We start from the raw sequence: 20,142 nt of genomic DNA, 5'->3' as shown, positions 1-20,142 counted from the left end.
CAGCAGCGTCCGGCCAAGTGCGGGAAAAGCGCGCTCGCGCCAAAAGCACATTGGACGCCCTCTCCCTTTGCGGGAGAAGGGAAACAATCTTAGCCCGCCGCCGCCTTGGCGCGGACCGGGGCCTTGCGGGCGCGGGGCGCCGCCACTGGCGCGAACTCGTTGAGGAAGTTAGCGACGATGCGCGCCACCATGGCCGCCTTGTCCTCCATCACCGGCAGGCGGTGGATGTATTTGCGCACCAGGAAATAGATGAAGGTCGAATGCAGGTGCCACACCAGCTCGAATTCGAGCGGGTCGATGGCGCTGTCCTCCGGCAGGCCGCGATAGACGCGCAGCTCCCGCAGGATGATCTCCAGAAGGCCGTTGACGTGGCTCTGGATGTACCGGGCGATGATGTCGTGGCCCGCAAGGCTCGCATAGAGCGACACGCGGATCCAATGATACTCGTCCACCGCATCGAAATAGGAGAGGTAGAAGCGCTCCAGCCGGGCGGGGAAGGGCATTGTCCGGTCCTTCAGCCCCATCTCCCAGGTGCGCGACCAGCGCTGGAGGAAGACCTTCTGGTAGACCTGCTCCACGAGGTTCTGCTTGGTGCCGAAATAGCGGAAGATCAGGCCCTGGGAGACGCCGATGCGCTCGGCCAGATCCTTGGTCTGCGCCTCGAAGCCGTGCTCGGCGAAGAATTCCACCGCGGCGTCGAGGATCATGCGCGTGCGCACGCCCGGATCGAGGCGGGTGCGGGGGAGGGCCGCTTGACGGGGGACTTTGCCGGCGCGCCGCGCACGCCCTTTTCCTTCAGTGGGATCGGTTTCTTCACGCCTTCCTCCGGCGGGCCGCCTTCGAGGGCGCCTGTCACATCGTTTAGACCCGTCAGCGCCTATTGACAATCGACTCAATATGAATTGATCTCCTGATCAATAAGGCGGAGAGGACACCCGCCGAATTGGGAGAGAACGTTGGCAAAATCCCGGAAGGTGATCATCACCTGCGCCGTCACGGGCGCGATTCACACCCCCACCATGTCCCCGTATCTGCCGATCACGCCCGACGAGATCGTGACCGATGCGCTGGCCGCCGCCGAAGCCGGCGCCGCCATCCTCCACCTCCACGCCCGCGATCCCGAGAACGGCAAGCCGGACCAGCGCCCCGAGGCGTTCGCCCCCTTCCTGCCGCGCATCAAGCAGGCGACCTCCGCGGTCATCAACATCACCTCCGGCGGCAGCCCCTATATGCGGGTGGAGGAGCGCGTGCTCCCGGCGGCCACCTTCAAGCCGGAAGTGGCCTCGCTCAACATGGGGTCCATCAATTTCGGGCTCTATCACCTGCTCGACAAGTACAAGGACTTCAAGTTCGAGTGGGAGCGCCAGCATCTCGAGAACACGCGCGACCTCGTCTTCCGCAACACGTTCAAGGATATCGAGTATATCCTGCACACCTGCTACGATAACGGCACGCGCTTCGAGTTCGAGTGCTACGATATCGCCCACCTCTACAACCTCGCCCACTTCCTCGACCGCGGCCTCGTGAAGCCGCCGCTGTTCGTGCAGTCGGTGTTCGGCCTCCTCGGCGGCATCGGCCCGCACCCCGAGGACGTGATGCACATGAAGCGCACCTGCGACCGGCTGTTCGGCGACAAGTATCGCTGGTCCGTGCTCGGCGCCGGGCGCAACCAGCTCCCCATCGCCGCCATGGCCTGCGCCATGGGCTCCAACATCCGCGTCGGCCTTGAGGATTCCCTCTGGGCCGGGCCGGGCAAGCTCGCCACCTCGAACGCCGACCAGGTGAAGCTCGCCCGCAAGATCATCGAAGGCCTCGGCCTGGAGATCGCAAGCCCGGACGAGGCGCGCGAGATCCTGGAGCTGAAGGGCGCCGACAAGACCAATATCTGACGATCAGGACCACACCGCCGGCACGGGTGCCAAGCCGGCCGGCGGTGATGAGAAGAGCGGAGCGAAAAGCCCGTCAATCGGCCGGAACAGGCCGTCGCCTAGGAGAGGAAAAGCCATGGGATTCCTTAAAGGTATTACCCGCCGCGCGGTCGTGGCCGCGTTCGCGGCGGCGGGGCTGGCCTGCGCCAGCCTTCCCGCCATTGCCCAGACCGCCCAGCCGCCCGTCCGCATCGGCATGGGCATCGCCCTGTCCGGCGGCCTTGCGGCCTTCGGCAAGTCCGCGCTGCTCGCCATGCAGCTCTGGGCCGAGGACCAGAACGCCAAGGGCGGCCTGCTCGGCCGCAAGGTGGAGCTGGTCTATTATGACGACCAGTCCAACCCGGCCACCGTGCCCGGCATCTATGCCAAGCTGATCGACGTGGACAAGGTGGAGCTGGTGGTTTCCGGCTATGCCACCAACCAGATCGTCGCGGCCATGCCCACCGTGATGCAGAAGAAGAAGGTGTTCATCACCCTCTTCGGCCTCGCGGCGAACGACAAGTTCAATTACGACCGTTACTTCCAGATGCAGCCCAACGGCCCGGATGCGCAGGCCGAATTCTCCAAGGGCTTCATCCAGGCGGCCATGTCCATGGACCCGAAGCCGCAGACCATCGCCCTCGTGGGCGGTGACGCGGAATTCCCGGCCATCGCGCTGGCCGGCGCCCGCGAGAACGCCAAGAAGGCTGGCCTCAAGATCGTCTATGACCGCACCTACCCGCCGAACACCATCGAGTTCGCATCCGTGGTGCGCGCCATCAAGTCCACCAATCCTGACGTGGTGTTCCTCGCATCCTACCCGCCGGATTCGGCCGGCATGGTGCGCGCGGTGCGCGAGGTGGGCCTCGACAATGTGAAGATGTTCGGCGGCGGCCTCATCGGCCTCCAGGCGGCGGCTCTCAAGACTCAGCTCGGGGCGTCGCTGAACGGGGTGGTGGGCTACGACCTTTATGCCCCCGAGCCCACCATGAAGTTCCCCGGCGTCGAGGACTTCCTGGTGCGCTACCGCAAGGAAGCGGACAAGCAGGGCGTCGATCCGCTCGGCTTCTACATCGCCCCGCTCGCTTATGCGGAGCTTCAGATCCTCGGGCAGGCGGTCGAGGCCACGAAGTCGCTCGATGACGCCAAGCTCGCGGACTACATCCGCAGCACCGATTTCAAGACCATCGCCGGCGACATCAAGTTCGGCCAGCGGGGCGAATGGGCCGAGCCGCGCATCCTCTGGGTCCAGTACCAGGGCATCGTCGGCAACGACCTCGCCCAGTTCAAGGAAGCGGGCAAGCAGGTGATCATCTATCCGGACAAGTTCAAGTCCGGCACCCTGAAGTATCCGTTCAGCGCGGCCTCCAAGTAGTCGCGCCGATCAAGGCTCGTAAATCAGAATGCTCCGGGTGGCGGAAGCCGCCGCCCGGAGCTTGCCCGCCACCTTGAACCGAGGCGGCACGCCGGGCTGCGCCCGCACGCCGCCGAACCGGGGACGGACATGGACTTTAGCTGGGACCTGCTGCTGAACGCAGTGGCCTCCGGGATCATGCTCGGTGGCTTTTATGCCGCCGTGGCGATCGGGGTGACCATCGCGTTCGGCATGCTGGATATCGTCAACATCGCCCACCCGGCCTTCATCGTGCTGGGCTCGTTCCTCGCGTATCTCTCCATCAACAGCCTGGGCATCGACCCGTTCCTGTCGGCGGGGCTGTTCGCGGTGGTGGGGTTCGTCTTCGGGCGCTACTTCTATCGCGCCTACTATCATTTCTTCGAGCGCCGGGGAGATGACTCCCTCCAGGGCCTCGCCTTCTTCTTCGGCATCATGTTCATCGTGGAGATCAGCCTGGTCCTGATCTTCGGCGTGGACTATCGCCTCATCGATCTGCCCTATCTCGCCAAGACCTACGAGATCGGCTTCGTCCAGATCCCGCTGCGGCTCGCCGCGCCCTGCGTGGCCGGTGTCGCGATGCTGGTGGCGATCCAGCTCTATCTGTCCAAGACCTTCACCGGCCGCGCCATCCTCGCGGTGGCACAGGACCTGGAGGCGGTGCGCTTCGTCGGGGCGAACCCCATCAAGACCAAGGAGATCGCCTTCGGCATCGCGGTGGCCAGCGCCATCGTCGCCGGCATGCTGCTCATCGTCATCCAGTCCGTGGAGCCGTCCATCGGCCGTGAGTTCATCGGCCGCGCGTTCGCCATCTGCGTGCTCGGCGGCATGACGAGCCTTCCCGGCACCCTTATCGCGGCCATGATCCTCGGCATCGCCGAGACCATGACCTCCACCTTCTTCGGGCCGTCCTGGTCTCCGGCGGTCGCCTTCGGGCTGCTGCTGCTGACCCTCGCCTTCAGACCTGCGGGGATTCTCGGCCGATGACCGCCATCCATTCTTCCGCTGCGCCCCCGGCCCTTCGCCGGGTCCCCAAGCCCTTCTCCTGGCCCATCCTTCTCGTCGGCGCCGCCATCGTCGCCGTGGAGATCCTGCTGGGCAGCCAGGTGAGCGAGTACTATTTCCTGCTCGCCTACGTGATCATGCAGTACATCGTGCTCGCCACCGGCTGGAACATCCTCGGCGGCTATGCGGGCTACGTGAATTTCGGCACCGCGGGCTTCTTCGCGGTGGGCTGCTACACCACCATCGCGCTGGAGAAGCTGGCGGACGTGCCGCTGCCCATTGCCATCCTCGCCGCCGGCGTGGTGGCGGGGCTGCTGGGCCTCGGCACCGGCTATCTCACCTTGCGCCTGCGCGGCGTGTTCTTCTCCATCGCCACCCTCGCCATGGCGGTGGTGCTCCAGACGCTGATCGTGAACTGGAGCTTCGTCGGCGGCTCGCGCGGTGCCTACATGATGCGGCCCGACGCTTTGGCGCCGTTCACCACCTATGTGCAGTACCTGCTGGTGGTCATGACCGTGCTCGCCATCGTCGCCGTGATGGTGGCGGTGGCGGTGGAGCGGTCCTGGATCGGCATGGGGCTCGCCGCCATCCGCGACGACGAGCTTGCAGCCGAGGCGAGCGGGGTGCCGGGGCTGCGGCTGAAGCTGCTCGCCACCACGCTGTGCGGCGCCTTCATGGGCATGGCGGGCGCACCCTTTCCTTACTTCATCACCTATGTGGACCCGCCCTCCGCCTTCTCGCTGGCCATCGCGGTGAACGCCATCGCCATGCCGCTCATCGGGGGCACGGCCACATGGTGGGGGCCGGTGCTGGGCGCGGTGCTGCTGGGCACCACCCAGCAGGTGCTCACCGTCACCATCTCCTCCGCCGCCAACCTGCTCATCGTCGGCATCGTGCTGGTGGTGTTCGTCACCGTGGCGCCGCTGGGCGTGGTCGGCCTCGTCCGGGCCTGGAAGGGGAGGCGGACATGATCATGACATCGCGATCGCACGCCGCCGCGCCCATCCTCGAAGCCAAGGGGGTCACCAAGCAGTTCGGCGGGTTTACGGCGCTGGACACGGTGGACTTCGCCATGGCGCCCGGCGAGCGGGTGGGGCTTATCGGCCCCAACGGCTCGGGCAAGAGCACCTTCGTGAACTGCCTCACCGGCGCGCTGACCCCGGAGCGCGGCACCATCTCGTTCGAAGGCAGCAGCATCGCCGGCCTTCCCGCCTGGCAGCGGGCGCGCAAGGGGCTCGTGCGCTCGTTCCAGATCCCGCGCCCGTTCAAGAAGCTCAGCGTCATCGAGAACGTGCAGGTGCCGCTGCGCTTCGCGCTCGCCCAGCCGCCGGCTGGCGGCAGCGAGCACAAGGCGCTGGAGATCCTGGAGAGCATCGGCCTCGGCCCCAAGGCCTATTGGAGCCCGAAGGACCTCAGCCAGGTGGAATTACGTAAGCTAGAGCTGGGCCGTGCGCTCGCCGCAAGCCCGCGCCTCCTCATCGCCGATGAGGCCATGGCGGGCCTCTCCGACAGCGAGGTGGACGAGATCGTCGAGCTGCTGGAGCGCCTCAACGGGGAGGGCATCGCCATCATCCTCATCGAGCACATCATGCGCGCCGTCATGCGCTTCTCACAGCGCATCGTGGTGCTGGTGGCGGGCAAGAAGATTGCCGACGGCGATCCCCACGAGGTGATGCGGCACGAGGACGTGGAAAGGGCTTACCTTGGCCAATAGCATCACCATAGAGGGCCTCCACGCCGGCTATGGCGCGGTGCGCGTGCTCACCGGCATCGACATGAAGGTGGGCTCCGGCGAGACCGTCGCGCTGCTCGGCACCAACGGCAACGGCAAGAGCACGCTCATCAAGTGCGTGACCGGGCAGGTGCGCCCGACGCAGGGAACCGTGCGCGCCACCATCGACAATGTGGAGTACGACCTCGCCGGCCGCGCCACCGAGGACATTATCGGCCTCGGCATCGCGCTGGTGCCGGAAGGCCGGCGCCTCTTCCCCAAGCTCACGGTGGAGGAGAACCTGCTGCTCGGCGCCTTCCGGGCGGCGGCGCGGCCGAGGCGCAATGAGAGTCTCGCCTTCTGCTACGACGCCTTCCCGCGCCTGAAGGAGCGCCGCTCCCAGCTTGCCGGCTCCATGAGCGGGGGCGAGCAGCAGATGCTCGCCATCGCGCGGGCGCTGATGACGCTGCCCAAGATCCTGCTGGTGGACGAGCCGTCCGTGGGCCTCGCGCCCATCCTGGTGGCGCGCACCATCGACACCATCGCCGAGCTGAAGCAGCGGCTCGGCCTCACCGTGCTGATGGCGGAGCAGAACTTCCCCCAGGCCATCCGCATCGCGGACCGCGGCTACGTGCTGGTGCACGGCCGCATCGAATTGTCCGCCGACGACCCGCAATCGCTGAAGGACAGCGACATCGTGCGCAAGCTTTATCTCGGCGGCGTTTGAGCCGCCTTCGTTTCAAACCCGAGAGGACAAGACCCATGGATATCAAGGTCGGTAAGAAGGCGATCGCCGAAGCGACGGAAAAGCTCTCCAACTGGGGGCGCTGGGGCAAGGAAGACGAGATCGGCACGCTCAATCACGTCACCCCTGAGAACATCGTCGACGCCACCAAGCTGGTGAAGAAGGGCAAGGCCTTCGCGCTCGGCATCCCGCTCGGCTCCTCGGGCCCCCAGAACGGCCTGTTCGGCGGCCGCTGGAACCCCATCCACACCATGCTCGCCACCGGCACCGACGCCATTGCCGGCCGCTTCGACGAGACCAACAAGATCCGCTATGCGGATGACGCGCTGAACATGCCGGTCCAGGCCGCGACCCACTGGGATTCGCTCGGCCACGTCTTCTATGAGGACAAGATGTACAACGGCTTCGAGGCGAAGCTGGTGGACTCTGGTGGCGTGCACAAGAACGGCATTGAGCACACCCGCAACAAGATGATCGGCCGCGGCGTGCTGCTGGACGTCGCCCGCTTCAAGAAGGTCGAGTATCTGGAAGACGGCTACGGCATCTCCAACGACGAGCTGGACGCGGTGGCCAAGGCCCAGGGCGTCGAGATCCGCAAGGGCGACTTCGTCATCGTCCGTACCGGCCAGATGGAGCAGCGCCTGAAGACCGGCGAGTGGGGCGGCTATGCGGGCGGCGACGCGCCGGGCGTGAAGTTCGAGAATTGCTACTGGTGCCAGGACAAGCAGATCGCCGCCATCTGCTCCGACACCTGGGGCGTGGAAGTGCGTCCCAACGAGACCACCGAAGTGTTCCAGCCCTGGCATTGGGTGGTGATCCCGGCCATGGGCCTCACCATGGGCGAGATCTTCTTCCTGAAGGAGCTGGCTGAGGATTGTGCCGCCGACGGCGTGTTCGAGTTCCTGTTCGTCGGCCCGCCGCTCGTCATCACCGGCGGCACGGGCTCGCCCATCAACCCGCAGGCGATCAAGTGAGCTCGGGCGTTCTCGAGGGCCAGACGGCCCTCGTCACCGGGGCCGGCAAGGGCATCGGGCGCGCCTGCGCCCTTGCCCTTGCGGGGGCGGGCGCACACGTCATCGCCGTGGCGCGCACGGCGGCCGACCTTGCGAGCCTGGAGCAGGAAGCTCCGGGCCGCATCGAGCCCTGGATCGAGGACGTGCGGGGCGATACCCTGCCGGCCCGCATCAAGGGGCTGAAGCGGCTCGACGTGCTGGTGAACAATGCCGGCACCAACAAGCTGCAATATGTGCTCGATGTGGACGACGAGACCCTCGACATGCTCATCGCCCTCAACATCCGCGCCGCCTTCAAGGTGGCGCAGGCGGCGGCGGCGGCGATGGTGGCGCAGGGCGGCGGCGGCTCCATCGTCAACATCTCGTCCCAGGTGGGGCATGTGGGCGGCCCGCGCCGCACGGTCTATTCCATGACCAAGCACGCGATCGAGGGCATGACCAAGTCCATGGCCATTGATCTTGCGCCCAGCAAGATCCGCGTGAATGCGGTGGCGCCCACCGTGGTCGAGACGCCCATGACGGCGCCCTTCTTCCAGGACCCGGCCTATCGCGACGCCGCCATGGCGAGCATTCCCTTGAAGGAATGGCTCCAGCCTGCGGACGTGGCGGGAGCGGTGCTCTATCTCGCATCTCCCGCCGCCCGCCTCGTCACCGGCTCCAGCCTCCGCGTGGATGGCGGCGCGACTGCGATGTGATGGGCTGGGCGGTGGCGTCTGGCGCGCCGCCGCCCGCCGGTCGCGTCATGGCCGGGCTTGACCCGGCCATCTCCCGCCCATGTCGCGGACCTTCGAAAGATCCCCGGATCAGGTCCGGGGATGACAATCCTTCGTGAAGCCCGAAATCAGGCCAACTCGCATTGGGCCAGATCTCCTGTCCGTGCACTTGCTGTGCCTTGCCCCGGGCCGTGACGGCGACCAGGGCGACGATCGCCTTGGGCACTGCATCCGCTTGAACGGACCCACGGCGCCAACGGGCTTACTGCGTCGGGCCACTTTAATTCATCATTATTATATCAACACTCACAGTGTGAGAGATAGGAAAGTTCGGATTGGCCACGTAAGCTGGCCCTGGATCTCTTCCATTCTCGGGCTGGAGCCTTGCATCGGAAGGCAGATTTGATATCGAGAATTCACGTTTCACATAAAGAATAAAACGGAGGGAATGCCATGGCCGGCGCCGATGCGGTCTGCGATGTGATCGTGGTCGGGTCCGGGGCCGGAGGGCTTGCGGCGGCGGTTTTCTGCGCGGCGGCGGGGCTGGATGTGCGGGTCCTGGAGAAGGACCACACGGTGGGCGGCACCACCGCCATCTCCGGCGGCATGGTGTGGATCCCCGACAACCCGCACATGCGCGCCATGGGCGCGCAGGACAGCATCGCGGCGGCGGAGCTTTATCTCGACGCGTTGGGCGCGGCCGCCACGCCCCTGCGCCGGGCCTTCCTTGAAGCCGGCCCCCGCGCCATCGCCTTTCTGGAGCAGCGCACGCAGGCGCGGTTCCGGCCGGTCAAGAGCTATCCGGATTATTATCCCGACCGGCCCGGCGCCACGTTGGGCGGGCGGGTGCTGGAGCCCCTGCCGTTCGACGGGCGCGCGCTCGGCCCCTGGTTCGCCCGCGTGAAGCCCCCTCTGCCCGCCTTCACCTTGTTCGGCGGGATGATGGTGGACCGGGCGGACATCCCCCATTTCCGAAAGGCCGGAAAATCCCTGCGTTCCTTCGCGCGGGTGGCGGAGCTCACCGCCCGGTATGCCGGCCAGCGCCTGTCCCATGCGCGTGGCACCACGCTCTATCTCGGCAACGCACTGGTGGCGCGCCTTCTGGCCTCGGCGCTCGATGCGGGTGTCAGGATCGAGACCGGCGCGGCGGTTTCCGCCTTGGTGGAGGAGGACGGGCGCGTCGCCGGGGTGACCTCAAGCGAGGGGCGCACGCTGCGCGCGCGGCGTGGCGTGGTGCTGGCCGCAGGCGGCTTTCCCCATTGCGGACGTCTCGCGCCGGCCCTCCTGCCCGGAAAGGCATCCACCTATTCCGCCGCCGATGCGGGCGACACTGGCGATGGCCTGCGCCTCGGCGCCTCAGTGGGCGGCGTGATGGGGCGGCAGGCCCATGGCAATGCCTTCTGGGTGCCGGTCTCGCTGCCGCCGGGCGGGCGCCCCCATCCCCACACGGTCACCGACCGGGGCAAGCCGGGCGCCATCGCGGTGGACAGGAGCGGGCACCGCTTCGCCAACGAGGCGCGCTCCTACCACCAGTTCGTGGAGGACATGCTGGCTGCGGGCGCGGTGCCCTGCCATCTCGTCTGCGATGCGGATTTCCTGAAATCCTACGGTCTCGGCACCATCAAGCCCTTCGCCCTGTCCACGCAGGCGGAGGAGAAAAGCGGCTATCTGGTGAAGGGCGGCTCGCTGGCGGAACTGGCGGTGAAGCTCGGTATCGATCCCGCCGGGCTGGAGCGCACGGTGGCCGCTTTCAATGCCGGTGCGGACGAGGGCCGCGATCCTGCCTTCGGGCGCGGCAGGGATGCCTATCAGCGCCACATGGGCGATGCGGCGCGCCAGCCCAATCCCTGCGTCGCCCCACTCCGCCGCCCGCCTTTCTATGGGGTCACCCTTTATCCCGGCACGCTCGGCACCGCCGCCGGCCTTGCGGTCGACGGGGCCGCGCGGGTGCTGGATACGCAGGGCGCGCCCATTCCCGGCCTTCATGCGGCGGGCAATGACGTGAACTCGGTGATGGACGGCACCTATCCCGGCCCCGGCATCACCCTCGGCCCCGCCCTCACCTTCGCCTTCCTCGCCGCCGAGGCGCTGTCCGCCTCGAATGTGTGAGGCGGCTCAGGGGCGCGCCAGTTCCGGCGATCCCTTCGAAAGGAGGGCGTCGAAATAGGCGATGGTCCGGATGAGGCCCTCGCGGAGCGGCACTGTGGGCTGCCAGCCCAGCGTTTCTCCGGCAAGCGAGATATCGGGGCGGCGCTGCTTGGGATCGTCCTCGGGCAAGGGCTTGGTGACGATCTCCGACGGCGAGCCGGTAATGTCGATCACCGTCTCGGCCAGCGCGCGCATGGTGAACTCGCTGGGATTGCCGATATTGATCGGCCCCGTCACCTCGTCCGGCGTCCGCATCAGCCGGACGAGCCCGTCGATGAGGTCGTCCACATAGCAGAAGGAGCGTGTCTGCGAGCCATCGCCATAGAGCGTGAGGGGCTCGCCGCGCAGCGCCTGCACGATAAAGTTGGAAACGACGCGGCCGTCATTCAGCTTCATGCGCGGGCCATAGGTGTTGAAGATCCGCGCCACCTTGATGCGCGAGCGGTGCTGGCGCCAATAGTCGAAGAACAGGGTCTCGGCGCAGCGCTTGCCCTCGTCATAGCAGGCGCGGCTGCCGATGGGGTTCACATTGCCCCAATAGCCCTCGGGTTGGGGATGGACGGTGGGGTCTCCATAGACTTCCGACGTCGAGGCCTGGAGCACCTTCGCGCGCAGCCGCTTTGCGAGGCCGAGCACGTTGATGGCGCCGAGCACGCTGGTCTTCGTGGTCTGCACCGGATCGAACTGGTAGTGCACCGGGGAGGCGGGACAGGCGAGATTGTAGATCTCGTCGCATTCGACGAACAGCGGATGCGTGATGTCGTGGCGCAGCAGCTCGAAATTCTTGCTGTCCAGCATCGTGTTGATATTGGCGCGCTGGCCGGTGAAGAAATTGTCGACGCACAGCACCTCCGCGCCGGATTCCAGCAGCTTCTCGCACAGATGGGAGCCGAGGAAACCGGCGCCGCCGGTCACGAGCACTCGCGAACTTTCGATCATTTCAAACGGCCTTGGTCCTGTTCGGCGTTAAAGGCGCACCCGCCTGCCATGGAGTTATCGCGCCAATTGTCCCGAAGTGCGCACCCGGCGCAATGCATCGAGGAAAAAGTCGGTGAATGCCGCGCTGCGCTCCGCGGTGAGATGGGGCGAGGAATCCATATAGAGGAGTTGCCCGTTGAGCCAGCTCCCGCACGTCGCCTCCGCGGATGCGCCCGTCTCGCACAGCATGTCGTGAGGATCGAGGATTTCGACGTCCTGACGCCGCTTGATGTCGGAATAGATGTCGGAGAGCAGCTGGCGCCCCTGCCGCGACTGGCTCAGGGGCGTCCGGCACGCGGTAGGGTCGAAGGTGGATCTCAAGAATTCGCCTTCGCCGCAGACCTTCGGAATGTCCTCGATGAGGATCACATGCAGGCCCATTCCTGAAAGGTCTGACGTCAACGTCTCCAGCGATGCCTGGAAGGTCGCCCGGAGATTCGGATCAAGCCGGGTCCGGACGAAACTGAGAAAGACCACGTCCCCGGGCTTCGAGACGGCCGCCATGCGGGCCGTGAGGTCCTTCGCGGTGCCCTCCTGGCAGAAGCCGGCGCTGCATCGATTGGTCAGCGACAGATAAAGCGAGCGTCCCGTCAGGTGCTGCACCCCCATGCCCATGCTCTTGCCCGCCGCACGGAGCGCGAGAAGGAAGCTGCCGGCATGGGAATCCCCAAGGAGCCAGACCGTACCCTGACCGCTCCCTGCGTCCCGCAGGCAGGTTTGCAACCCGTCGCGTCCCGGAGCGTGGCATGGGGTTTCCACCAGGAAATAACGCTCCAGCATCGCCGGTGGCCCGAGATAGAGCATGGGTCGCGCCAGCCACAGTCCGGCGATCAGTACGGCGCTGGCTGCTGCTGCCGCCGGGAGCGCAAGGACGATGCGCTCCCGGCGGCAGGGCCAGGTCATGCGGCGGAGCGGCCGCTCCACAAGGACGTATGAGAGTGTCGCCGTGGCGAGGGTTGCGCTCGCATAAAGGGGCAGAAGAAGGCCGGGGGGCGCCAGCAGCTTGGTGAAAACCACCACCGGCCAATGCCACAGATAGAGCGCGTATGAAATCCTGCCGATGCCCTGCATGAGGGGATGGCAGAGCAGGGGATTGAGCTGCGCTTGACGGGAGGAGGCGAACACAAGTCCGCAAGCGAGGGCGGCGCATAGGACCGTCGCCAGCGCTTCCGGGAGGCCGTTCGTCCCCATGAGGATCAGCAGTGCGGCCAACAGGGCATATTGCAGGCAATGCCAGAGGCGCGGCGACCATTTGTCCTCGCGCTGTGGCCGGGGCACGAAGAAAATCAGTGCGCCGCTCAGGAATTCCCAGAAGCGGAAGATGGGCAGATAGAAAGCTGCTGTCGGAAAGGATGTCCCGGCTGCGAGATAGGCGGCAAGGCTCGTCGCAGCGATGAGGGCGAGCACCAGCCTGACGAGCGGTCTGCCGGACAACAAGGCCAGGAGGAAAGGGAAGACCAGATAGAACTGCTCCTCCACGCCCAGGGACCATGTGTGGGTGAGCGGGTTCCATTCCGACGGAGCGGCGAAGTAATCGTGGCCGAGGCCCCAAAGAGCGATGTTCGAGACACCCGCAAGGGCCGCGGCGCCAGTAAGAACGATGGTCTGCTTGGGCAGGACCAACGCGGAAAAGAAGATGGTCGAGATCACCAGCAGCGCGAGCGCGGGAAAGAGCCGCTTGAATCGCCGCATGAAGAAATCATCTATGGCGAACCGTCCTTCATCCATCCTTTTCCATATGGACTGGCTGATGACGAAGCCGGAAATGACAAAGAATACATCGACGCCGAGATAGCCGAACGGAAGTATCGACTTCTGGAAATGGAAGGTGATGACGGCCATGACGGCAAAGGCTCTGAGGCCGTCAATCTCCTTGAAATAGCCGAGGAGCTTCATTCTCGCCTTGCCGGTCTGGCTTCAGTGCCGGTTCAACTGCTCGGCTGGGGAATGAAGGAATTGGCGACCGCTTCGCCCATGCGGCCAACAAGGGCGTCGCGGAACCCTGCACGGTCCTCCGGGGGGAGGGCCGCAAAGGCGGTGCGGACCATGTTGAACTCGAACGGCGTGTAGCCGAGGCGCGCGCTCGCTATGTCCTGCACCACGGCATTCCTGAGGGTTTCGACCTCCTCCGCGGATGCCGCCAGGGACTGGATGCGCGCCCAGCTCTGAAGCATCAGGAGGGTACGCGCCAGAGCGGGCTCGACCTCGCGCGGGGCGGTGAGCTGCGCCATGGCAAGCGACGAGAGGACGGGGGAAAGGGTGGCCTCGTCCAGCAATTGGAGCTGGGCGAGCTCGAACCAGAGGTCGGAGCGGGTCGGGCGAAGGGCGAGCGCAGCCTTGATGCGCGCCGTCTGTATCTGCCGTTGCGCGCCCTCGTCCGCAGCCCCGGCGAGGGCGCTGCGGGCCTCCGCCTCGGCGGCGCGGCCGGCAAAGCCCACCAGGCGCCAGGCGCCGGCCGCAGCCTGCCAATGGGCCTTTTCCGTGTTGATGATGTCGGCCCGGTCCGGCGCCAGCTCCCGCCTTTGGGCGGCATTGGCGAGGTCTTCCTCGACGACCGCATAGACCAGCACGCTGCCGAGATAGAGCCCCACGGCCGCCAGGGCGCAGATCACGGTCCGGACCAGGAGTGCGACCACGGCCTTCATCGGCGGTAATAATTCTCGGTGTACTGGCTGTAATATCCGCCGCCATAAAGCGAATAGGCGCTGTATTTCGCGGCCGCGCGCTCATCGATCATGGTCAGCACCGCGCCGGCGACCTTGCGATGGTCGCGGATGGTCTGGAGGGCTTCGCGTGCGAGCTGGCGGGGTGTCTCGTTCCAGCGGACCACGAAGAACAGCTTGTCCACGAGATTGGACAGGATGACCGCATCGGCCAGCGGTCCCAGCGGCGGGGCGTCCACCAGCACATAGTCATAGTCCGTGCTCAACTCCTGCAGCAGCTTCTGCAGCCGGGTGGAGGTGAGGAGGTCCTGCGGCGTCTGCGTATCGGCGCCGCCGGGGAAGATGTGCAGCCCGGTTTCCGTGTCCTGGAAGATGCAGTCCCGCAGCGCCCGCGCGCCCGTAAGCACATCCACGAGACCGGGATTGTTCTGAAGGTGGAACTGGAGCGTCAGGCTTTTCTTGCGCAGGTCGCAGTCCACCAGCAGCGTCCGCGCGCCGGAGACGGCACACGACAAGGCGAAGCTCACCATGGTAGTGGACTTGCCTTCGCCCGGCATGGTGGAGGTCACCATGATGAGCTTGGGCGGGTGGTCCACGTCGCTCATGTGAAGGCTGGTGCGCAGCGTGCGGATGGCCTCGCTGTAGTGGGCCAGGGGCTTCTCCACGATGAGATGCGCGATGGCCTGGCTGTCGGCCCGCCGCTGGACGGCTTTCTCGCGGCGGCCTTTTCTGTCGGCGGTGTTGCCGCCGGACGCTGAGGGAGCGGGCCCTTCCTCCAGGGTCAGGGGGATTCGCGCCAGGATCGGGATGCCCAGCGTCTCCACGATCTGGCTTGGGGATGTGAAGCCGGTATTGAGAAGCTCCACCACATAGGCGGCCGCAAGGCCGATGACCAATCCGACCACCATGGCCAAAGCGAGGCCCAGCGTCTTGCGTGGATAGCTCGCCGACCCCGGCGGCACCGCCACGGTGATGATCCGGCTTTCCGGGGCTTCGAACGTCACATATTCGCTTGTGAGCTTGGCGCGTGAGAGGAAGTTCTCGTAGAGGGTGCGGTTCGCATTGGCCATCCGCTGAAGCTCGCGCAGGCGAATGGACACGGCCTCGTCCACGCCGCTCTGGCCGGTCAGCTGGGCGATATTCTGCTCCAGCGCCACCTGCTGTGCCTTGGCCACCTCGTAGGAGCGCTGGATGGTGTCGAGGATGCGCCGCGTCTCGGCGGTGATGGCGCCCTGGATGTCGGCCACCTCGGCCCGCACGTTCACCACCAGGGGGTGGCGCGCGCCGTAGCGTGCGACGAGGTCCGCTTCCTTGCGGTTCACCTCCGCCTCCTGCCCCCGCAGCTGGGCGATGACGGGGGAGCGCATGACGTCGGGCAGGGAGGCGGGGTTGGCGCCCTTCTCGCGGGCCGAGACCACCTGGTCATAGCGGGCGGCGGCGACCGCGGTTTCGGCGCGCGCGGCGGCGAGCTTGACGTTCAGCTCTGAGAGCTGCTGATCGTTGATGGTGCCGTTGGGCAGGGCGACGAGGTTGTTCTGCTTGCGGAATTCGGCAACGGCCTCTTCGGAATCCCTCAGCTGATCCGCCAGGGTCGTCAGCCGTTCGGCCAGCCAGACGGACGCCCGCTGGGCGGTCTCGTAGCGCGCCTCCAGCTGGTCGATCACGTAGGCGTTCGCCACCGCATTGGCGAGTTTGGCCGCCATTTTCGGGCTCTTGGCGGTGGCCGAGATTTCGATGACGTAGGTCAGCTTCACCCGCGAGACCCGTATGGCGCCGCGAAGCTGCCCGATGGCGCGCAGCTCGGCCGGGGTCAGCGCATTGGCGTCCTCGGGGGTGGCGGCTGCCGGCTCCTCTTGCGGCCCCGTATCGAAGAAGGAGGTGATGACGCCGATGACGGTGGAGAGGAGGGAGCGTTGGCCCGTGCCGGAGAATTCGGGATTGTTGAGGAGGTTTTCCTTCTGAACCACCCGCCGCAGCAAGGCGCTGGAGGTGATGAGGCTCAACTGGCTGTCGACGACCGCATTGCTGCCGCTGATCTGGCTGAGGACAGCATCCGCGCCGCTGCTCTTGGAATCCGCCTGGTTGAGCAGGATCTGCGTCCGGGCGGTGTAATAGGGCGTCATTGTGAGCATGATGATCAAGGCAAGGATCATCGTTGCGGCGGTATAGGCCGCGATCATCTTCCAGCGGCGCGACAGGAAGGCCAGGGCCGCGCGGATGGCCGCGCCGCCGGCCTTGCCCTCCTCTTCTTCCGCGTAAGGCTCGGTCTGCATCAGCATGGTGTCGTCATAGCCCCGCAGGTCGCCGGATCGCGGCGCGCGCCGCATCGGCTGCCGGTTTCTCGCTCGGCCATGATTGGCTTGCGCCGACGCCCAGCAGCATCGCGTAGGTCACCGCCACCCCCTGCATCTGCAGGCTGAAATCCACCATCGCGTGTACCCCAACCGTCACGCTCACGGCAGCAGCGAGCAGGGGAATCTCCTCATCCTTCCTGCGAATGAGGCTGCCCCGCACGCACAGCGCCACGAGCAGGATCAGGGCCGCCATCAGCAGGGCGAAGGCGGGCAGGCCGAGGCCGAGGGCGGCTTCCAGATAGGTGTTGTGGGCCTTGTCGATCAGGAGCGCGCCGGGGAGGCTGGCGTCGCGGTAAAGCCGGAAGCTCTCCTCGAAGGTGCCGAAGCCGAAGCCCGCCAGCGGCTGGTCACCGAGCGCGGTGAGGCCCAGCCGCAGGATGGCCAGCCGCACCGCATCGAGGACGCCCTGGGCCTGAAGCCTCTGGCTCACCAGATCGTCGTACTGCAGGACGACGACGAGTATCACGAGGGCGGCGGCGCCCAGCGACACGGCCTGGGGCCAGCGGAAGCCTTTGCGGCAGGTGTGGAGCAGGTAATAGACGATGACGCCGAGCAGGCTCGAGGCGATGCCGGCGCGCGAGCCGGTCAGCATCAGCGCCATGCCGTTCAGCATCACCGCGCACAGCAGCAGGCCGGGGACGATGGCGCTGCGCGTGAGGAGAAGAGAGATCCAGCGCTTCCAGGAATAGGCGCTATCGTGGATGCGGGCGATCATGCTGGACAGGGCGCTGAGGCTCGCGAGCAGGCCCATGCCGGCATAGGTGGCGTAGCTGTTCCGGTTGACGAAGGTGCCGGTGGCGGAATCGAGATAATACTCCTTCCGCACCCAGAGCAGGCGGGTGGGGAACCAGCCCAGAGAGAAGATGGCGTATGCGGCGTAGGCCGCCGAAATGCCGGCGAAGCCGAGGACGGCGAGGCGCGCGCGGCGACTTTCCCGGCCCAGCTGGAGCGCGAGCCAGAAGGCGGCGGCCGGCGGCAGAAGGGTCAGCAGCGCGAGCTTCGTCGTATCGGGATCGATGGAGATGGCGCCACCGACGGGCATGTCCAGGGCGCCGGCCGCGAGCGGCCACAGCGGATTGTGCATTCCCACGGGCATCAGGGGGCTGCACTGGGCGAGGATCCAGGCGAGGACGCAGGCCATGAGCGCGAGAACGGGGGCCAGCCGTGCCGGCGGCACGGGATAAGGCCGGCGCTTGAAGGTCAAGGCCGCCTCATAGGCGAGGATCAGGCCCGACCACACCACCGCATTGACCATCCAGGCGAAGGGGCGGTTGCCGCCGAACCAAAAGGGCGCGAAGGCGAGCTCGGCCAGGAGCAGAAGGAACAGCCCGTCTTCCAGGCTCGCATCGGCGCGCCGTTCCGCCGACCGTTCCGCCGCGCGCGCCGGCCGTGCCTGCCTGCCGCGGTCCGGGAGAGGGCGCCCCGTGGCGCCGGCTGGGAGAGCGGGTTCTCTCATGGGCGCTCAGAATGCGTTTCGGGGCCTGCAGACCTCGTACACGGTTCTCATGAGAATCCAGATGTCGAGGAGAAGGCTCCAGGAGGAGATGTATTCGAGATCGTGCCGGACCCGCGCTTCCATCTGCGAGAGGTGCGCGGTCTCGCCCCGCAGGCCGTGGATCTGCGCCCATCCGGTGATGCCCGGCTTCACGTGATGGCGCCGGGCATATTCGGCGACGAGCCGGCCATAATGATCGTCATGGGCTACCGCATGGGGGCGCGGCCCGACCAGCGACATCTTCCCGGACCAGACATTGATGAGCTGCGGCAGCTCGTCGATGCTCGACGCGCGCAGGACGCGGCCGATGCGGGTGATGCGCGCATCATTCCGGCGCGCCTGGGGAATGGCGGCGCCGTCCTCCTGCACGGTCATGGTGCGGAACTTGAGGATCTGGAATTCCTGGCCGTCGAAGCCGATGCGGCGCTGGCGGAAGAAGACCGGCCCCGGACTGTCGAGCTTGATGATGAGCGCGATCACGGGCACGAAAGGCAAGAGCAGCGCGCCTGCACAGGCCGAAAGGACAAGGTCGAGGCAGCGCTTGCTGGCCAGCTCCAGCACCGTCAGCGGACTGCGCTGGACCTCGTAGGCCGGTGAAAAGCCGAGCTCGACCTGCGGATAATGCTGCAATTCGGACGCGACGGAATCCGGGAGGAGGCGGACGGGGACCGGCACGGCGCGCAATTCGGCCCGCAGCTCGGCGATGCGCTCCTTGTCCGACCAGGGGAGGGCGAGGATGATCGCTTCGGCCTGCTCGCCCCGCGCTGCGGCCACCGCCCTGGCGGCGACCTCCGCGCAGGACTGTATCCCCGCCGGCAGGAGAAACGGGCCGATGAACCGGACGCCGTGCGTGCCGAGATGCTGGGAGGCGGGAAGGCGCGCGATCTCCTGTTCGGTGCCGATGACCACGAGCCGGGTGGGCGCGACCACGCCGCGCACGATGAGCTTGCGCAAGGCCGCCGAACGCCAGGCATTGCATTGCAGAAGCGCCGCGAGGGCGAAGACGCCGAACAGGGTCGTCGATCCGCGCGAGACCTCGGCGCCGCGCTTGAACAGGAACAGGATGAGCACCAGGAACAGGACCGCGCCCAGCCACCGCCAGACGATCACGTTGCGGCTGGCGCGTTTCGAAAGAAGGACTTGCGGCTGGTAATAGCCGCCTTCCAGCATCATCGCGATATAGACGCCGCCGGATATGGCGGCGCTGCGCAGCAGGCTGGTGAATTCCTCGAACGACCCGTCGGTGCCGATATAGACCAGGTAGCCGGCGATCGCCGCAAGGAGCAGCGCGATGGCGTCGAAGCAGACGCCGAGCAGCGAAATGAAATGCCGCGAGGCGAAGCTGCTCAGCCGGGGTGAGATCGTCTCGCGCGGCGCGTGCAGGGCTGCCGCTCCCGGAGGAAGCGAGCCTCCAAGATCTGCACTCCACAAAGCCGGGTCGCGTTTCGGTTTCATATATCCTCGGCCGCGTCATGCGGTCGAAAGAGGGGTGACAAAGCTAAAAGAAGCGCTCGGGAACGCGGATGAGGTCTCCCGGATAGATCATCACCGTCGGGCTCAGCGGGAACTTCTTGAAGTCCCCCTTCCCGCCGCGCTGGATCAGGACTTCGTTCTGGCTGGCGCGATAGGTCGGGCCGCCGGCGACCGCCATGGCGCTCAGCACGTTCAGATTGCTGGTGTAGCTGTACTGGCCGGGCTTCTCGACTTCCCCGAGGATGAAATAGGGACGGAAGCTCGCGATCTCGACGGTGATCTTCGGGTTGGTGAGATATTCGCCCTTCAGCTTCGAGGCGAGCACGCGCTCGAAATCCACCCGGGTCATCCCGCCGGCCTTCACCGTGCCGGCGAGGGGCAGGGAGACGAAGCCATCGTCATCGATCTGGTAGGTGCCGGTGAGCTGGGCCTCGTTGAACACCGTGATCCGGATGGTGTCCCCCGGCGAGAGGGCCAGCGCCGTCGCCGGAAGGCTCGCCTCCTCGGCCGTCGCGGTGGGGGCATTGGTCATGCTCGCGCTGGA

Annotated in this window: 17 protein-coding genes; 9 read left to right on the top strand and 8 right to left on the bottom strand. The window is 66.3% G+C overall.

The annotated features are described in order from the left end of the window. Window positions 1-89: 89 nt before the first annotated feature. Window positions 90-707: a TetR/AcrR family transcriptional regulator gene (locus tag ABLE91_RS06720; RefSeq protein WP_348929728.1), complete on the bottom strand. Its 618-nt coding sequence runs from the start codon at window positions 705-707 to the stop codon at window positions 90-92. Between the two features lie 249 nt (window positions 708-956). Between ABLE91_RS06720 and kce the strand changes: the two genes are divergently transcribed. From kce to ABLE91_RS06675, 9 genes are all read left to right on the top strand, one after another. After that, complete coding sequence (kce, locus tag ABLE91_RS06715) at window positions 957-1,889, top strand: 3,5-dioxohexanoate:acetyl-CoA acetone transferase (protein ID WP_348929725.1); 933 nt, start codon at window positions 957-959, stop codon at window positions 1,887-1,889. 115 nt (window positions 1,890-2,004) lie between these two features. Then, entirely contained in the window at window positions 2,005-3,282 is a 1,278-nt protein-coding gene (locus ABLE91_RS06710; RefSeq protein ID WP_348929723.1) for an amino acid ABC transporter substrate-binding protein, read from the top strand. Between the two features lie 129 nt (window positions 3,283-3,411). Beyond that, complete coding sequence (locus ABLE91_RS06705; RefSeq protein ID WP_348929720.1) at window positions 3,412-4,287, top strand: branched-chain amino acid ABC transporter permease; 876 nt, start codon at window positions 3,412-3,414, stop codon at window positions 4,285-4,287. Beyond that, the gene (locus ABLE91_RS06700; protein ID WP_348929717.1) at window positions 4,284-5,276 is read left to right on the top strand and encodes a branched-chain amino acid ABC transporter permease; all 993 of its coding nucleotides are present in this window, start codon (window positions 4,284-4,286) and stop codon (window positions 5,274-5,276) included. The genes ABLE91_RS06705 and ABLE91_RS06700 overlap by 4 nt, the downstream gene beginning before the upstream one ends. Further along, entirely contained in the window at window positions 5,273-6,019 is a 747-nt protein-coding gene (locus ABLE91_RS06695) for an ABC transporter ATP-binding protein (RefSeq protein ID WP_348929715.1), read from the top strand. Before ABLE91_RS06700 ends, ABLE91_RS06695 begins: the two co-directional genes overlap by 4 nt. Further along, window positions 6,009-6,743, top strand: a complete 735-nt coding sequence (locus ABLE91_RS06690) for an ABC transporter ATP-binding protein (protein ID WP_348929712.1) — start codon at window positions 6,009-6,011, stop codon at window positions 6,741-6,743. The genes ABLE91_RS06695 and ABLE91_RS06690 overlap by 11 nt, the downstream gene beginning before the upstream one ends. 35 nt (window positions 6,744-6,778) lie before the next feature. Beyond that, a complete protein-coding gene (locus ABLE91_RS06685) occupies window positions 6,779-7,735 on the top strand; it encodes a cyclase family protein (protein WP_348929710.1) in 957 nt (318 codons plus the stop codon). Continuing rightward, on the top strand, window positions 7,732-8,469 hold the full coding sequence (locus tag ABLE91_RS06680) for an SDR family NAD(P)-dependent oxidoreductase (protein ID WP_348929707.1): 738 nt from the start codon (window positions 7,732-7,734) through the stop codon (window positions 8,467-8,469). The genes ABLE91_RS06685 and ABLE91_RS06680 overlap by 4 nt, the downstream gene beginning before the upstream one ends. 471 nt (window positions 8,470-8,940) lie before the next feature. Then, window positions 8,941-10,596 (top strand): FAD-dependent oxidoreductase, encoded by a 1,656-nt coding sequence (locus ABLE91_RS06675; protein WP_348929705.1) that lies wholly within the window; start codon window positions 8,941-8,943, stop codon window positions 10,594-10,596. 6 nt (window positions 10,597-10,602) lie between these two features. On the opposite strand, the gene ABLE91_RS06670 is transcribed toward ABLE91_RS06675, so the two are convergent. From ABLE91_RS06670 to ABLE91_RS06640, 7 genes are read right to left on the bottom strand one after another with little or no spacing between them, the layout of a single operon-like run. Next, complete coding sequence (locus ABLE91_RS06670; protein WP_348929703.1) at window positions 10,603-11,574, bottom strand: UDP-glucuronic acid decarboxylase family protein; 972 nt, start codon at window positions 11,572-11,574, stop codon at window positions 10,603-10,605. A 54-nt stretch (window positions 11,575-11,628) separates the two neighbouring features. Further along, window positions 11,629-13,509, bottom strand: coding sequence for an acyltransferase family protein (locus ABLE91_RS06665; protein WP_348929701.1), 1,881 nt, complete (start codon window positions 13,507-13,509; stop codon window positions 11,629-11,631). Between the two features lie 32 nt (window positions 13,510-13,541). Next, window positions 13,542-14,258 carry a hypothetical protein gene (locus ABLE91_RS06660; RefSeq protein WP_348929698.1) on the bottom strand — a complete coding sequence of 239 codons (717 nt, stop codon included), beginning with the start codon at window positions 14,256-14,258 and terminating at the stop codon, window positions 13,542-13,544. Then, the gene (locus ABLE91_RS06655) at window positions 14,255-16,603 is read right to left on the bottom strand and encodes a polysaccharide biosynthesis tyrosine autokinase (RefSeq protein WP_348929695.1); all 2,349 of its coding nucleotides are present in this window, start codon (window positions 16,601-16,603) and stop codon (window positions 14,255-14,257) included. The genes ABLE91_RS06660 and ABLE91_RS06655 overlap by 4 nt, the downstream gene beginning before the upstream one ends. Then, a complete protein-coding gene (locus ABLE91_RS06650; RefSeq protein WP_348929692.1) occupies window positions 16,563-18,086 on the bottom strand; it encodes an O-antigen ligase family protein in 1,524 nt (507 codons plus the stop codon). Before ABLE91_RS06650 ends, ABLE91_RS06655 begins: the two co-directional genes overlap by 41 nt. Before the next feature lie 6 nt (window positions 18,087-18,092). Next, the gene (locus tag ABLE91_RS06645) at window positions 18,093-19,580 is read right to left on the bottom strand and encodes an undecaprenyl-phosphate glucose phosphotransferase (RefSeq protein ID WP_348929689.1); all 1,488 of its coding nucleotides are present in this window, start codon (window positions 19,578-19,580) and stop codon (window positions 18,093-18,095) included. Between the two features lie 43 nt (window positions 19,581-19,623). Next, entirely contained in the window at window positions 19,624-20,130 is a 507-nt protein-coding gene (locus ABLE91_RS06640) for a polysaccharide biosynthesis/export family protein (protein ID WP_348929686.1), read from the bottom strand. Between the last annotated feature and the right edge of the window lie 12 nt (window positions 20,131-20,142).

This window comes from Aquabacter albus (genome assembly GCF_040049275.1).
Taxonomy (GTDB): domain Bacteria; phylum Pseudomonadota; class Alphaproteobacteria; order Rhizobiales; family Xanthobacteraceae; genus Aquabacter.
This window is presented reverse-complemented; position numbering and strand designations above follow the sequence as displayed.

Excerpts from the sequence above, each read along its gene's own strand:
- ABLE91_RS06720 (WP_348929728.1), bottom strand. The coding sequence starts at position 707 with ATGATCCTCGACGCCGCGGTGGAATTCTTCGCCGAGCACGGCTTCGAG.
- ABLE91_RS06710 (WP_348929723.1), top strand. The coding sequence starts at position 2,005 with ATGGGATTCCTTAAAGGTATTACCCGCCGCGCGGTCGTGGCCGCGTTC.
- ABLE91_RS06705 (WP_348929720.1), top strand. The coding sequence starts at position 3,412 with ATGGACTTTAGCTGGGACCTGCTGCTGAACGCAGTGGCCTCCGGGATC.
- ABLE91_RS06700 (WP_348929717.1), top strand. The coding sequence starts at position 4,284 with ATGACCGCCATCCATTCTTCCGCTGCGCCCCCGGCCCTTCGCCGGGTC.
- ABLE91_RS06695 (WP_348929715.1), top strand. The coding sequence starts at position 5,273 with ATGATCATGACATCGCGATCGCACGCCGCCGCGCCCATCCTCGAAGCC.
- ABLE91_RS06685 (WP_348929710.1), top strand. The coding sequence starts at position 6,779 with ATGGATATCAAGGTCGGTAAGAAGGCGATCGCCGAAGCGACGGAAAAG.
- ABLE91_RS06675 (WP_348929705.1), top strand. The coding sequence starts at position 8,941 with ATGGCCGGCGCCGATGCGGTCTGCGATGTGATCGTGGTCGGGTCCGGG.
- ABLE91_RS06670 (WP_348929703.1), bottom strand. The coding sequence starts at position 11,574 with ATGATCGAAAGTTCGCGAGTGCTCGTGACCGGCGGCGCCGGTTTCCTC.
- ABLE91_RS06665 (WP_348929701.1), bottom strand. The coding sequence starts at position 13,509 with ATGAAGCTCCTCGGCTATTTCAAGGAGATTGACGGCCTCAGAGCCTTT.
- ABLE91_RS06660 (WP_348929698.1), bottom strand. The coding sequence starts at position 14,258 with ATGAAGGCCGTGGTCGCACTCCTGGTCCGGACCGTGATCTGCGCCCTG.
- ABLE91_RS06655 (WP_348929695.1), bottom strand. The coding sequence starts at position 16,603 with ATGCGGCGCGCGCCGCGATCCGGCGACCTGCGGGGCTATGACGACACC.
- ABLE91_RS06650 (WP_348929692.1), bottom strand. The coding sequence starts at position 18,086 with ATGAGAGAACCCGCTCTCCCAGCCGGCGCCACGGGGCGCCCTCTCCCG.
- ABLE91_RS06645 (WP_348929689.1), bottom strand. The coding sequence starts at position 19,580 with ATGAAACCGAAACGCGACCCGGCTTTGTGGAGTGCAGATCTTGGAGGC.
- ABLE91_RS06640 (WP_348929686.1), bottom strand. The coding sequence starts at position 20,130 with ATGACCAATGCCCCCACCGCGACGGCCGAGGAGGCGAGCCTTCCGGCG.